This window comes from Microcystis sp. M109S1, from assembly GCF_020247025.1.
Lineage (GTDB): Bacteria > Cyanobacteriota > Cyanobacteriia > Cyanobacteriales > Microcystaceae > Microcystis.
Genome location: NZ_JADBRW010000428.1, coordinates 1 through 12,138, shown reverse-complemented (window position 1 = coordinate 12,138; position 12,138 = coordinate 1). Strand labels below are relative to the sequence as shown.

The following is a 12,138-nucleotide window of genomic DNA, read 5'->3' as shown; positions in this document are numbered from 1 at the left end:
CTTGTTCTGGTGTGGGGTAAAATCGAAACGAGTAGGCTTTTTCCATGTCTCACATTTTAGCATATATTTGGTAAATGCGCTAGTATTTAACAGTAAAGCCGTCGTAGAACGACGGGGTTTCAGACCCAAAATTTTCGATGACTGCCAGTGTATTGCAGTGTTTCCCAAATTTTACCCTTTGTGGCTCGATCAGGAATAATTAATGCTGACAGTGCCATCTCTATAGGTATGTCTGGGGTTGGGGAAGTGGGAATTATAAATTATGAATTATGAATTGGGGAGACCACTTCGTGCGCGTTGCGGGGGGAAGTGGGGAAGTGGGGTGTGGGAAGAATAAATAAAAACAATCTCCTGTCTCCTGACTTGAAAGAGGGTGTAGGGTGTGGGGTGTGGGGTGTAGGGAAGGAAACCTCTTTCATCTGTGGGGGTGAAAATTTTTTCATCGAGACTGTCTCCTAACTCCTATCTCCTGACAGTTTTTAAATATTTTTCAACATCAGCAAAGAGCGAGTTTGAAAGCCGAGATTTTGGTAGAGATTGAGAGCATTGTCGTTATTGATGAAGACTTGTAAACCGATGCGGGTTTGTCCGCGACTTTTTGCCCAATCCTTAGCTCGATCGATTAGTGCGGTGGCGATACCTTGGCGACGATGCTGGGGATCGACGTAAATTAGAAAAATATGACCATAGCGATCGCCTGTCACCTGATCGACGGCGCTCCCCATCCAGAGACAAGCGATCGCCGTTTGTTGTCCTTCGACGATCCACAGGGGAGTATCGAGGCAAAAAAACTGTCTGACTGTATCAGCTAGATGGGAGAGGTTTTTTTGTTCGGGAAAAAATTCTTGATAGGTGCGGGTGAGAAAATTAATTAGTAGATAGCGATCGCTCGGTTTTCCCAGTCGCAGCCGATAATCTTCGGGAAGGTTAGCCATGCCAAGGATAAGAGAAAATTATGCCCAGGGATGGCTCGATCGGAGCGGGTGCCGCTAAATCTGCTGGTAAAAAAATCCGGATGCCAGTGGCAACCAGAGCAACTAAAAACACTAAGATAGTCAGGAGCGGGGCGATATATTGTCGAAAAAAAGCCATAATTATTTGATCTCTACACTGCTGTTCCTTCTATTTTAAGGATTGCCAGTGGAGATATCGGCAATTTTTAAAAAAAAAATTCGCCCAAAAAAAAGTGATCGGCATACCGATCACCAGAAACCGACAACTAGACTATGACTAAACACCGATTAAATCTAACGAAGGTGCAAATAGGCCGCCTCTGCTTCCAATTGACGTACTAAAGCTTCATTTCCCTGCGCTCTAGCTACTTCCAGTCGGTGTTGTAAATTTCTGCGGAGTGTTTCCCTATGGGCCACGGTGGCCTGTGTTAGGACTTGCTGACGATTTTTGTTCATGATGGACAGACTTTTGAGCGACTTAACTTACCTTATATCTAAATCATAACATTCTCCTTGGTAAACTGTATCTTTAGCTACTGAATTTAGCGTTAAGATTTATTAAAGCTGTTGGCAACCATAGTGACAAGTCAATGACGGAACAGGCACTGATAACCCTTACTAGCGATTTTGGACTACAGGACGGTTATGTGGGCATTATCAAGGGAGTAATCGCGGGAATTGCCCCCCATGCTCGCACGATCGATCTGAATCATCAAATTTCGCCCCAAGACCTTTACGCTGGTCGTTTTATCCTCCTGAATGCCTATCAATACTTTCCCCAAGGCACTATTCATCTGGCAGTTATAGATCCGGGGGTAGGAAGCAAAAGACGCGGGGTAGGGATTCGTTTTGCCGGTGGTTATTTAGTAGGTCCAGATAATGGTTTATTTAGTGGCATTTTAAGCCAATCTCCCGCTATATCTGCCGTTAATCTCGATAATTCTTCCTATTGGCGCACCCCTAACCCTAGCACTACTTTTCATGGTCGTGATATTTTTGCTCCTGTGGCCGCTTATTTGTCCCGGGGAGTACCCCTAGAAATGTTAGGTGAGATTATTGATCCCGATAGCTTGCAACAATTAGCGATCGCTGTTCCGCAAATCGAGGAAGATAAAATCAGGGGTCAAATTCAATATATTGACATTTTCGGCAATTTGATCAGCAATATTCCCGATTATCTCCTAGAGGGAAAAAATTGGTCAGTGCAGTTGGGGCCAAAAATTATCCCCGCAAAAAACACCTACAGTGATGTTTCTTCCGGAGAAATAGTCGCTTTTATCGGTAGTCACGGGGGGTTAGAAATTGCCGTCAATAGTGGTAGCGCTCAAAAGCAATTACACCTAAATATTGGCGATGCGATCGAGGTTACAATAGCTTTTTAATCAATTCTCATACTAATATCTAACCAAGTAGAACGGGTAATCGGGGCGCTAGTGGAAATATAATCTACTCCTGTTTCGGCAACGTTGCGAATGCGATCGAGGGTAATATTTCCCGATGCTTCTATTTTGGTTTTACTATTAAAATTGCGGATCATCTCCACAGCAGTTTGCATCATCTCTAAATCCATATTATCTAACATAATGCTCTCTACCTCCTGCTGCAGGGCCTGATTCACTTCTTCTAATTGGCTGGTTTCTACCTCAATTGTGAGAGGATAGGGCATATTTTGCCGTACACGACGCACTGCTTCCTCAATGCTGCCCGCTGCTTGAATATGATTATCTTTAATCATAATTGCATCATCTAACCCCAAACGATGGTTAATCGCACCACCGATACTGGAGGCATATTTTTCTAAAATTCGCAATCCGGGGGTAGTTTTGCGAGTATCCACCAATCTTGTCGGTAAATCGGCAATTTTCTCCACATACTGACGAGTGGCACTAGCAATCCCACTCAAGCGCATGGCAAGATTTAAAGCGACTCTTTCCCCAATTAACAGCGCATCGAGGGAACCTCCTATCTCGGCAATAACTTTAGACTTAGAGCAGAATTCCCCCTCAGCAACGGTGGGGGTAAAGTGAATAGTGGGGTTAAGCAGTTGAAAAACTCGTTCAGCTACGGGTAAACCGGCAATAACTCCCGCTTCTTTGGCAATCCAACTAGCTTGACCGATTTTAGCATGACCGAAGAAAATTGCTTGGGTGGTGCGATCGCCTCTACCGAGATCTTCTCGTAACCAGTTTTCTAACAAGGGATCAAGGACTAATAGGGGCGGTAACATAGAATTTATCGAAACAATCGGGACGTATTTATTTTAAGTTTAGGAATGTTTGACCTGTTTGTAAACTTTCTTTAATCGAAACTTATCCCTTCATAGATTAACTCGATCGCACAGTGAAAATCGAGACTAGATAGAATAATTTCTTCCCCTTGACTATAAGCGCAGTAAAACCAAATTTTATCTTCACCGCGACGATAAACCTCAACACTGATCGATTCGGGATCGACTAAAACGTATTCTTGTAAACTAGCAATCTGACGATAATATTGTAACTTTTTAGTGCGATCATAGTTTCCTGTGCTGGGGGAAAGCACTTCAATAATCACTTGTGGATGTTGAATAAAATTCCGAGATTCTCTATCCCTAAAATCGCAACTAATCACCAAATCGGGATAAAAATAACGACTATTATTAGCTTGTACTTTCGCATCAGATACATTCACTCGACAGCCTCGCGGACGGAGATGAAGTCTTAAAGCAGTGTAAAAATTCAAGGTAATATCATTATGAGGCAGACTACCCCCAGTCATGGCGATAATTTCCCCATCAATGTATTCATGGCGACATTCCTGTGTAGCTTCCCATTCTAGATACTCTTCTGGGGTCATTCTTTCTGGGTATTGAGGTTGAGCGATCATTTTTCTTTTTCCTTGTCAACTAACTAAATTAATATCCTATTTCCTTTTTATGTTATACCATTTTCTCAGCCGAAGATTGAAGAATATTCATAATTAAGCGGTGACTGATTACCCTAATGATAAGATGGAGACAGAAAGCATTATTATCGCAGGTCGCTAAGATGACAAAAACAGTTGCCGATATCATGACTCCCAATCCCATCACCGTCACCGCTAACACTTCTCTGTCTGAAGCAGTGAAGATTTTGGCCGAAAAGCGGTTTAGTGGTTTACCCGTGGTGGATGACAATATACGACTGATTGGGGTTATCTCCGAAACTGACCTTATGTGGCAGGAAACGGGAGTAGAAGCTCCTCCTTACATTCTGCTCCTCGATAGCGTTATCTATCTACAAAATCCTAGCCGTCACGAGAAATTACTCCATAAAGCTCTCGGTCAAACCGTGGGGGAAGTAATGACCGATAAACCTATTAGTATCACAGCCGATCGCCCTTTGAAAGAAGCGGCCTCGTTAATGTATGATCGTCATGTGCGTCGTTTACCGGTGATTGAGGAAGAAACCCACAAAGTAATTGGTATTATCACTCGCGGCGATATCATTCGCGATATGGCAAAATCGGAAGCATAATTGCTTTTCTAGGGCAACAATTAACTAAAAGGTCTTGAACAAATGAATCAATCTCAGGAAACGGTTACTTATTCCCTAGAAACTATCTTGATGCGGATTGAGGGAAAAATCGATTCTTTACAAAAAGATGTGAGGGATTTAAAGGTAGGCCAAGCGGTGTTAACGGGAAAAGTTGAGGGAATAGAAAATCGACTAAACCCATTAGAAGGAAAACAAAAATATCAGTTTTGGGCATTAATTGTCCTCTTTCCCTTGCAATTTTTCTAAAAACTATCAGGATGAAGCGCCGTCAATTTCTCACTACTACTGCCATAACTGCTGTTAGTTTTTCCCTAATTCCTAGAAAAGTTGTTAGTAATAATTTTCCTCTAATTAAACCGCCACATCTACAACCGGGGGACGGAGTGGGTATTATTAGTCCAGCGGGGGCAACTTTTAAAGAAGATGATTTAAATATAGTTATCGAAGCAGTTAAAGCCCTAAAATTAGTCCCAAAAGTTGGTAAATACGCTTTAGATCGTTATGGTTATTTAGCTGGTAAAGATAGCGAGCGAGCCTCGGATATAAATCAATTTTTTGCCGATGATAATATTGCCTTAATTTTACCAATTCGCGGCGGTTGGGGAAGCGCTCGTTTATTACCTTATCTTGACTACGATTTAATTCGCCGTAATCCGAAAATTATCTGTGGTTTTAGTGATATAACTTCTTTATTATTAGCTATTTATGCCAAAACTGGTTTAGTTACTTTCCATGCTCCCAATGGCTTTTCTAGTTGGCGCACCGCTCAAACTGAAAGCTTTCGACAGGTTTTATTTTCTGGGGAAAAGTTGACTTTTAGAAATATTCCCGATCCCGATGATGCCAATCGTTTAATGCCGGTAAAAAATCGGATTCAAACTATTACTAAAGGTCAAGCAAAAGGTAAATTAATCGGTGGTAATTTAACCACCTTAGCCTCGATCGCAGGTTCTCCCTATCTACCAGATTTTACCAGTGCTATCCTATTTTTAGAAGATATTGGTGAAGATATTTATGAAATAGATCGCCTGTTAAATCAATTAAAATTAGCGGGAATTCTCGATAATTTAGCTGGGTTTATCTTCGGTCAATGTAGCAATTGTAGTGCCGATAGTGACTATGGTTCCCTAACTTTAGAAGAAGTAATCCGAGAATATATCCAACCCTTAAAAATTCCCGCTTGTTTAGGTTTGATGATCGGACATTTGGAGATTATCGAGACTCTAGCTATTGGTATTGCAGTAGAATTTGATGCTAATCGGGGAACAATTACTATGTTAGAATCGGCGGTTAGTAAGTAGGTGTTAAAGCATCAAAAACTGTTCTGGCGTTCCCAGTCAAGGACTTTTTCAGCAGCTCCTATATTAATTTTTTGGGGACTGATACCAAATCCGTTTTTAATAGTACGATTAACTGCCAAGTTATGGATTGTTTCTCCCTTCTCCCCGCTTGCTGCTCCCCGATAGCTTTTAAACAGGATTTAGTATGACAGAGGAATGTAGCGAAATATACGGAGCGATCGAACCAATTTGTAATATATGTGGCCTATAAAATAGGATGATGCGAGCGTCGTCCACACTTGCATCGGGAGGGAACCGTGACGACTTTTCTGGCTTCGCTCAATTTACTGCCTTCTAGTTCTCCCGCTGCCAATTTTCGGACTGGAGAATGGACTTTTCCCACACTCTACTCGACTCTGGCTCCTGCTGCCCTAGCAGATTTAGTTTTTTCTCGTTACGAGATTGATATGCCGAAAAATTGTCAATTTTGGCATCGGGGTTTAAGTGATGTGTATCTCCTCGAAACCCTGACAACTCCCTACATTTTGCGCGTGTCTCACTGCCATTGGCGCAGCAAAATGGAAATAGACTTCGAGTTAGAATTATTAGATTATCTCGATCGCTCTCAGGTTCCCGTCGCCGCGCCAATTCGCAGCAAAAACGGTGATTTATCCCTAGAAATTAATGCTCCGGAAGGGAAACGTTACGCCGTCCTCTTTCCCTATGCTCCGGGAGGAATTGCTATTGGGGACATAGATATAGAACAAGCCTATCATTTAGGGGCGATCGTGGCTAATTTACATCGGGTGACAGCAGATTTTCAACCCCTAGCCTATCGTCATCCCCTCAACCTCAAATATCTTCTCGACGATTCCAGGCAAATTATCGCACCTTTTCTGCACCAACGACCGAGCGACCTAGACTGTGTCTTAGAAACCATTGGGGAAATAGAGGAAGAAACCGCTAAATTACCGACAGAATCTCCCTATTGGAGCATTTGTTGGGGCGATCCTCATAGTGGTAATGTGCATATCACCCCTGATAATCAGATGACCCTATTTGATTTCGATCAGTGCGGTTATGGTTGGCGAGTTTTTGATATCGCTAAATTTCTGCAAGTTTCCCTACAATCCGGCTTAAATCGCCAGGTTCGCCATGGTTTTATCCAAGGTTACACTGAAACAGTGCCTTTAACTGATGGTGAATTATCTTGTCTTCAGTATCTCACCCAAGCGGCCTATATTTGGTCTTGGTCAATTAGCTTAAATAACCTGCGTTTAACCGATTATAGTCGTCTCTGCGCCAATTATTTTAGTAGCCGTTTGGCCATTCTCAAACGTTTAAAAACCCAAGAATGGGAATTATTCTAAGCAGCCTTGATCCTGTTGGTGACAGCCGGCCCCAACTAACCAAGATCAACTTTCTTGCTGGTCAATGGCCAAACGAGGTATCGATCCCTGTATGCTGGTAAGTATAGATAATCACTAGGTAAAGACCTTCTTCTCCATCTGCCAAAAGTGAAGCAAGCTTTACCGCTTTTGAATACTCTCTCACAGCCTCACAGACAGATGGTATTATGTCCAGAAGAAAGAAGAAGTTTCCCTGTGGTCACAAGGGTTATGGCCAAGTCTGCCATCATTGCGCTCAACTAGATGCCGCTTGGGAAGAAAGAAAACGTCAAAAAAATGCTTGGGAAGCCACTTTTTCCCAAGATCCGATCGATCTGCGGGAATTACCGAAAAATGTGGTACTTAAAGCTAGGGAAATCCTGCAAGGATTGCAAAATCACCGCAATTATCGAGATTTCCATGGTAAACGATTGCGACACGATCGCTTTATTATCAGTATCCCTGTTACCCGCAATTATCGCCTCATCTGTCGCGACCACGGCAATCTTCTCGTCCCAGAAGCGGTCATCTCTCACGAAGATTATAATGTTTGTAAACCGGGTAGGTGAAGCTAATCTTTAGTTTGCTTGGGAAGATTTATCGCTGTTTATATCTCCCGAAAATCCGGCAACCAATTTTGATCGAGAATCTCCTCTAGACTAGCTAAAACTTCCAGAGGGAAAATACTGGCATCTAATTGGGTTTCGTCAATAAGCAGATGGCGAGCATCGAGATAACATTTTGCTAAAATTTCTCTTAAATAGGACTTTAAACTGGGACTATCTTCTAAAAGATCGGCAATTTGTAGGCGAAAATTTCTGATTTCTTTTTTCCATGCTGCTTGATTGTAATCTCGTTGCGATTGCCAGTAAGTTAACTTTAGTAAATGCTCTAAAAGTCGAGTTAAGAGACTCTTAAGCGCTCGTCGATTATTTTTTCCCAAATCTGCCAACTCCTCTAATAAATTCTGCCAATCTACCGATTGAAAATCCCCCCGACGCAATTGGTTGATCGTCGATTCTAACCAAAGTTGATAATCACTATCGTAGAGATTTGAAATGGTAATATTCATCATTTTTTACTCCTTAATTGCACTTTTCAGAATTATTGCTGATAGCTTCCCAATCCGGCAGCCAATTTTCAGCGAGAATCTCCTCTAGACTAGCTAACACTTCCAGAGGGAAAATACTGGCATCTAATTCGGTTATATCAATAATTATCTCCCGAGCATCGCTGTAACATTCCTCAAGTATCTCGGATAAATAGGGTTTGAGACTGGGACTATCTCTCAGGATTTTCTTGATTTGTTTCCGAAAGGTTCTAATTTCCCCTTTCCATCCAGCTTGATTATAATCTCGTTGGGATTGCCAGTAAGTTAACTTCAGTAAATGTTCTAAAAGTCGAGTTAATAAACTTTCTAATGCTCGTCGTTCACTTTTTCCCAAATCTGCCAACTCCTCTAATAAATTCGGCCAATCTACCGCTTGAAAATCCCCCCGACGCAATTGGTTGATCGTCGATTCTAACCAAAGTTGATAATCACTATCGTAGAGATTTGAAATGGTAATATTCATCATTTTTTACTCCTTAACTGCACTTTTCAGAATTATTGCTGATAGCTTCCCAATCCGGCAGCCAATTTTCAGCGAGAATCTCCTCTAGATTAGCTAACACTTCCAGAGGGAAAATACTGGCATCTAATTCGGTTTCGTCAATAAGCAGATGGCGAGCATCGAGATAACATTCCTGCAAAATTTCCCTTAAATAGGACTTTAAACTGGGACTATCTTTGAGAATTTTTTTGATCTGAATACGAAAATTGCGAATTTCTTTTTTCCATCCAGCTTGATTATAATCCCGTTGGGATTGCCAGTAAGTTAACTTCAGTAAATGTTCTAAAAGTCGAGTTAATAAACTTTCTAATGCTCGTCGTTCACTTTTACCCAAATCTGCCAACTCCTCTAATAAATTCGGCCAATCTACCGCTTGAAAATCCCCTTGACGCAATTGGTTGATCGTCGATTCTAACCAAAGTTGATAATCGCTATCGTAGAGATTTGGGATGGTAACTTTGATCATTTTTAAAATGGGGAAAAATCAGGAGTTAAGCTGCAGGTATCCAAACTATAGGAGAAATTTGGGCTAATCAATCAGCTAGTTTTGCCAGTTTAGCCGAATTATCCTCAATCACATTTAACCGCGAAAAAAAACGCCAAAAAGAGTGATAATAAACCTAGCTACTCCCAGAGTAACAAGGAAAGCCCGATGGTGAAAACAGTAATAGGTGTCGATTTAGGTGGAACCGCTATTAAAATTGGTAAATTTGACCAAGAGGGCAATTGTATCGAATCTCTCACCTTGCCCACTCCCCAACCCGCTACACCCAAAGAAGTCGCCCTTACCATACATCAAGGCATTTGTCAAGTAAATTTAGATAAAAGTTGTCAAGCCATCGGTGTGGGAACGCCGGGGCCGGCGGATGCTCAGGGAAGAATTGCCAAAATAGCGATTAATTTGGCAGGATGGCGGGATATTCCCCTCGCCGATTGGTTAGAAGAAAGCACGGGAATGCCGACAATTTTAGCCAATGATGCCAATTGTGCCGGTTTGGGGGAAGCTTGGTTAGGAGCGGGCAAACGGTTTCAAAACTTGATCCTGTTGACCTTGGGGACGGGAGTAGGAGGGGCAATTATCCTCGATGGTAACTTATTTGTGGGCAGCAAGGGAACGGCCGCAGAATTAGGCTTAATAACCCTTAATTTTGACGGTCCATTGTGCAATAGCGGTAATCAGGGTTCCTTGGAACAATACGTCTCCCGGCAAGCTATTCGCCGGATGACCGGCAAAGAACCGAAGCAATTGGCAGAATTGGCCGAAAAAGGCGATCGAGAGGCTTTAGAATTCTGGCAGGATTACGGATGTTTACTGGGGGCTGGTATCGCCAGTTTACTCTATGTTCTCACCCCAGAGGCGGTAATTATCGGCGGCGGCATTAGCGCCAGTGCTAAGTTTTTCTTTCCCTCTCTGCTCACAGAAATCGAAAGACGGGTGTTACCTAGTTCCAGAGAAGGATTAGAGGTATTAACGGCCGAGTTGGGTAATCGCGCCGGGATGGTGGGGGCTGCTAAATTAGCTTGGCAATTATTGGACTTCCGCGGGGAGTCTATTATGGCCGGATCTGACTAAAATTGTCTGACTTAATCGTGAATAATTAAGTGGCGATCGCCATCGCTGCTCACGGCTCCCTGACGCTGAAATTCGCCTAACAAACGCGTCACCGTTACCCTCGTGGTACCGATAGCATTGGCGAGATTTTGATGGGTTAAACGGATCTTTAAACGACTGCCTTGGGCGATTGGTTCTCCCATTTCCCGCTTTAATAACTGTAGTAACTGCTGGAGACGTTCCTCCACTCGTCTGAGTCCTGCGATCGCAAGAAGCGATTCCGTTTGTTGTTGACGACGGATCATTTGATTTAACATCATCCTAGTTAATTCCGCCGAATTTTCGACTTCGGCGATCGTGTACCATTTTAGGTACAGTTCCGACAAGGCTCTGGCGTGATAGGATTCCAGATGGGTCAAATTTAAGCCAAAAAAGTGGGATGAATGAACCCAGCCTAGTAAAATTTCCTCTCCACTCTCAGATACTTGACTTAGTTGCGCCATACCCCGATAAACTTGCCAGACTCCATCAACCACCAGAGGAATATTTTCCCCGCGATCATAAAAATGGAGCCGACGACTCTCGCTATAGTCTTCTCGGAAGGGTGAGACGCTGGGATTATAGGTCAGCAACATGATCAAAGTTCTCCTGGGTGAGGGGCTAACAATTTTAACCCCACTTTACTGTATCAAGGTAAACATTAGGTAATCCCCAGATTAACAGTTATCAGTTATCAGTGGGTCAGTCATCAGTTTTCAGATGTGAGTTATCAGTTCACTGTTTACTGTTCACTGTTCACTAAAAATACTTCCCTCTCTCCCCGCAACGGCTCGACTGAGCTTCGCCGAAAGTCGCGCACGAAGTGGTCTCCCATCTCCCCATTTCCCCATTTCCCCATTTCCCTCTCCCGAAGTTGAAAAACCTAAAGATCATTAATTTAAAGCATCTTTAAGAGCCGTGCGAGCGGCCAGATGATTGCGAGTCGAGGTGAGAATTTCCGATTCTCGTTGCAGACGACTGACTGTATCCTGCATTTCCAATAAAGCCTGTTGTTCCCCGGCCACACCGTAGAGATTACCCGCCACCCAGTAGGATAATTCTAGGGGAAGACTGGGCAAATCGTCGGGGAGTTCAATTTTTTGAGCGGTTAATTTGGCTGATAGATGAACCACATCCCGCAGCAGTCGATCCACTTCTTTGGCCAGAGGTCGCAGATCTTGGGTGGTGGGGACATCTTCAATCCACTCCACTAAACCGACACGATAGGGTTTTTCCCGGACGTATTCTAGGACACGGAAGCGCTGTTGACCGATGGTGAGAATTTTTAACCGATCATCTGGGAGACGTTGACAACGGACAACTTCCGCACAACTGCCGACTTTAGCGATTTCTCCCGTGGACGGATCTACCATTAAGACCCCAAAACGGCGATCTTCTTCCAATATCGTATTCATCATAATCCGATAGCGAAACTCGAAGATGTGCAGGGGCAGGGGACGACCCGGGAATAAAACAACTTCGGGAAGGGGAAAGAGAGGTAATTCTCTAACGGCAATGGAAGAAGTGGCCATAGGTTTAGTAAAAAAAAACCGATCTTCTCTTATTTTTACACAATCCCCCCTGAACCGCTAGGCAAGGGCATTGACAGGAGCCAGTATTCAGGAGCCAGTATTCAGGAGTCGGGAGATTGCCTTTATTTAGGGTTTGCTGAATAAATCTAAAAACCTTATCCAACAAGGTTTTTAGACTTTTTTTCCCTCAAAAAGTGCCGCCCCTTGGAGTGATTGGGGGGAAAATTCAGGGACTTTTTCCCTGAAAATTAGGTAATTGACCACCT

The 12,138-nt window shown here is 43.0% G+C and carries 18 protein-coding genes; 7 read left to right on the top strand and 11 right to left on the bottom strand.

Annotated features, from left to right (window positions below; genetic code table 11):
- The 4 genes from IM322_RS23590 to pirA form a co-directional block, all read right to left on the bottom strand.
- Positions 1 to 46 (bottom strand): helix-turn-helix domain-containing protein (locus IM322_RS23590; RefSeq protein WP_353737100.1); only part of this gene is annotated, 46 nt, incomplete at its 3' end.
- A 433-nt stretch (positions 47 to 479) separates the two neighbouring features.
- On the bottom strand, positions 480 to 935 hold the full coding sequence (locus tag IM322_RS21200; protein ID WP_287673861.1) for a GNAT family N-acetyltransferase: 456 nt from the start codon (positions 933 to 935) through the stop codon (positions 480 to 482).
- On the bottom strand, positions 928 to 1,092 hold the full coding sequence (locus IM322_RS21195) for a DUF8624 family small hydrophobic protein (RefSeq protein ID WP_002732944.1): 165 nt from the start codon (positions 1,090 to 1,092) through the stop codon (positions 928 to 930). Before IM322_RS21195 ends, IM322_RS21200 begins: the two co-directional genes overlap by 8 nt.
- A gap of 155 nt (positions 1,093 to 1,247) precedes the next feature.
- Positions 1,248 to 1,409, bottom strand: a complete 162-nt coding sequence (gene pirA / locus IM322_RS21190) for an arginine synthesis PII-interacting regulator PirA (protein ID WP_002733724.1) — start codon at positions 1,407 to 1,409, stop codon at positions 1,248 to 1,250.
- A gap of 134 nt (positions 1,410 to 1,543) precedes the next feature.
- Here pirA and IM322_RS21185 point away from each other — a divergent pair, with 134 nt between their 5' ends.
- Positions 1,544 to 2,335 carry an SAM hydrolase/SAM-dependent halogenase family protein gene (locus IM322_RS21185; RefSeq protein WP_287673860.1) on the top strand — a complete coding sequence of 264 codons (792 nt, stop codon included), beginning with the start codon at positions 1,544 to 1,546 and terminating at the stop codon, positions 2,333 to 2,335.
- Here IM322_RS21185 and nadC read toward each other — a convergent pair.
- Together nadC and IM322_RS21175 are read right to left on the bottom strand one after the other, a co-directional pair.
- Complete coding sequence (gene nadC, locus IM322_RS21180; RefSeq protein ID WP_286826531.1) at positions 2,332 to 3,180, bottom strand: carboxylating nicotinate-nucleotide diphosphorylase; 849 nt, start codon at positions 3,178 to 3,180, stop codon at positions 2,332 to 2,334. The genes IM322_RS21185 and nadC overlap by 4 nt on opposite strands.
- Before the next feature lie 71 nt (positions 3,181 to 3,251).
- Positions 3,252 to 3,818, bottom strand: coding sequence for a Uma2 family endonuclease (locus IM322_RS21175; protein WP_286826530.1), 567 nt, complete (start codon positions 3,816 to 3,818; stop codon positions 3,252 to 3,254).
- 161 nt (positions 3,819 to 3,979) lie between these two features.
- Between IM322_RS21175 and IM322_RS21170 the strand changes: the two genes are divergently transcribed.
- The 5 genes from IM322_RS21170 (at position 3,980) to IM322_RS21150 (ending at position 7,705) form a co-directional block, all read left to right on the top strand.
- Positions 3,980 to 4,447: a CBS domain-containing protein gene (locus tag IM322_RS21170; RefSeq protein ID WP_286826529.1), complete on the top strand. Its 468-nt coding sequence runs from the start codon at positions 3,980 to 3,982 to the stop codon at positions 4,445 to 4,447.
- 42 nt (positions 4,448 to 4,489) lie between these two features.
- Complete coding sequence (locus tag IM322_RS21165; protein ID WP_286826528.1) at positions 4,490 to 4,714, top strand: polyhydroxyalkanoate biosynthesis repressor PhaR; 225 nt, start codon at positions 4,490 to 4,492, stop codon at positions 4,712 to 4,714.
- Positions 4,715 to 4,725: 11 nt separating this feature from the next.
- Complete coding sequence (locus IM322_RS21160) at positions 4,726 to 5,769, top strand: S66 peptidase family protein (RefSeq protein ID WP_287673859.1); 1,044 nt, start codon at positions 4,726 to 4,728, stop codon at positions 5,767 to 5,769.
- A gap of 296 nt (positions 5,770 to 6,065) precedes the next feature.
- Positions 6,066 to 7,118 (top strand): phosphotransferase enzyme family protein, encoded by a 1,053-nt coding sequence (locus IM322_RS21155; protein ID WP_287079774.1) that lies wholly within the window; start codon positions 6,066 to 6,068, stop codon positions 7,116 to 7,118.
- A 206-nt stretch (positions 7,119 to 7,324) separates the two neighbouring features.
- On the top strand, positions 7,325 to 7,705 hold the full coding sequence (locus IM322_RS21150; protein WP_002747647.1) for a DUF7682 family zinc-binding protein: 381 nt from the start codon (positions 7,325 to 7,327) through the stop codon (positions 7,703 to 7,705).
- Positions 7,706 to 7,743: 38 nt separating this feature from the next.
- On the opposite strand, the gene IM322_RS21145 is transcribed toward IM322_RS21150, so the two are convergent.
- The 3 genes from IM322_RS21145 to IM322_RS21135 are packed head-to-tail and all read right to left on the bottom strand — an operon-like array spanning position 7,744 to position 9,215.
- The gene (locus IM322_RS21145; RefSeq protein WP_287079777.1) at positions 7,744 to 8,208 is read right to left on the bottom strand and encodes a DUF29 domain-containing protein; all 465 of its coding nucleotides are present in this window, start codon (positions 8,206 to 8,208) and stop codon (positions 7,744 to 7,746) included.
- 13 nt (positions 8,209 to 8,221) lie between these two features.
- Entirely contained in the window at positions 8,222 to 8,713 is a 492-nt protein-coding gene (locus IM322_RS21140; protein ID WP_287673858.1) for a DUF29 domain-containing protein, read from the bottom strand.
- A 10-nt stretch (positions 8,714 to 8,723) separates the two neighbouring features.
- Positions 8,724 to 9,215 carry a DUF29 domain-containing protein gene (locus IM322_RS21135; RefSeq protein WP_287673857.1) on the bottom strand — a complete coding sequence of 164 codons (492 nt, stop codon included), beginning with the start codon at positions 9,213 to 9,215 and terminating at the stop codon, positions 8,724 to 8,726.
- Between the two features lie 186 nt (positions 9,216 to 9,401).
- Between IM322_RS21135 and IM322_RS21130 the strand changes: the two genes are divergently transcribed.
- On the top strand, positions 9,402 to 10,322 hold the full coding sequence (locus IM322_RS21130) for an ROK family protein (RefSeq protein ID WP_287078743.1): 921 nt from the start codon (positions 9,402 to 9,404) through the stop codon (positions 10,320 to 10,322).
- An 11-nt stretch (positions 10,323 to 10,333) separates the two neighbouring features.
- On the opposite strand, the gene IM322_RS21125 is transcribed toward IM322_RS21130, so the two are convergent.
- Together IM322_RS21125 and IM322_RS21120 are read right to left on the bottom strand one after the other, a co-directional pair.
- Positions 10,334 to 10,936, bottom strand: coding sequence for a Crp/Fnr family transcriptional regulator (locus tag IM322_RS21125; protein ID WP_287673856.1), 603 nt, complete (start codon positions 10,934 to 10,936; stop codon positions 10,334 to 10,336).
- A gap of 297 nt (positions 10,937 to 11,233) precedes the next feature.
- Complete coding sequence (locus tag IM322_RS21120; protein WP_287673855.1) at positions 11,234 to 11,872, bottom strand: LON peptidase substrate-binding domain-containing protein; 639 nt, start codon at positions 11,870 to 11,872, stop codon at positions 11,234 to 11,236.
- Positions 11,873 to 12,138: the final 266 nt, after the last annotated feature.

Excerpts from the sequence above, each read along its gene's own strand:
- IM322_RS21200 (WP_287673861.1), bottom strand. The coding sequence starts at position 935 with ATGGCTAACCTTCCCGAAGATTATCGGCTGCGACTGGGAAAACCGAGC.
- IM322_RS21195 (WP_002732944.1), bottom strand. The coding sequence starts at position 1,092 with ATGGCTTTTTTTCGACAATATATCGCCCCGCTCCTGACTATCTTAGTG.
- pirA (WP_002733724.1), bottom strand. The coding sequence starts at position 1,409 with ATGAACAAAAATCGTCAGCAAGTCCTAACACAGGCCACCGTGGCCCAT.
- IM322_RS21185 (WP_287673860.1), top strand. The coding sequence starts at position 1,544 with ATGACGGAACAGGCACTGATAACCCTTACTAGCGATTTTGGACTACAG.
- nadC (WP_286826531.1), bottom strand. The coding sequence starts at position 3,180 with ATGTTACCGCCCCTATTAGTCCTTGATCCCTTGTTAGAAAACTGGTTA.
- IM322_RS21175 (WP_286826530.1), bottom strand. The coding sequence starts at position 3,818 with ATGATCGCTCAACCTCAATACCCAGAAAGAATGACCCCAGAAGAGTAT.
- IM322_RS21170 (WP_286826529.1), top strand. The coding sequence starts at position 3,980 with ATGACAAAAACAGTTGCCGATATCATGACTCCCAATCCCATCACCGTC.
- IM322_RS21165 (WP_286826528.1), top strand. The coding sequence starts at position 4,490 with ATGAATCAATCTCAGGAAACGGTTACTTATTCCCTAGAAACTATCTTG.
- IM322_RS21160 (WP_287673859.1), top strand. The coding sequence starts at position 4,726 with ATGAAGCGCCGTCAATTTCTCACTACTACTGCCATAACTGCTGTTAGT.
- IM322_RS21150 (WP_002747647.1), top strand. The coding sequence starts at position 7,325 with ATGTCCAGAAGAAAGAAGAAGTTTCCCTGTGGTCACAAGGGTTATGGC.
- IM322_RS21145 (WP_287079777.1), bottom strand. The coding sequence starts at position 8,208 with ATGAATATTACCATTTCAAATCTCTACGATAGTGATTATCAACTTTGG.
- IM322_RS21140 (WP_287673858.1), bottom strand. The coding sequence starts at position 8,713 with ATGATGAATATTACCATTTCAAATCTCTACGATAGTGATTATCAACTT.
- IM322_RS21135 (WP_287673857.1), bottom strand. The coding sequence starts at position 9,215 with ATGATCAAAGTTACCATCCCAAATCTCTACGATAGCGATTATCAACTT.
- IM322_RS21130 (WP_287078743.1), top strand. The coding sequence starts at position 9,402 with ATGGTGAAAACAGTAATAGGTGTCGATTTAGGTGGAACCGCTATTAAA.
- IM322_RS21125 (WP_287673856.1), bottom strand. The coding sequence starts at position 10,936 with ATGTTGCTGACCTATAATCCCAGCGTCTCACCCTTCCGAGAAGACTAT.
- IM322_RS21120 (WP_287673855.1), bottom strand. The coding sequence starts at position 11,872 with ATGGCCACTTCTTCCATTGCCGTTAGAGAATTACCTCTCTTTCCCCTT.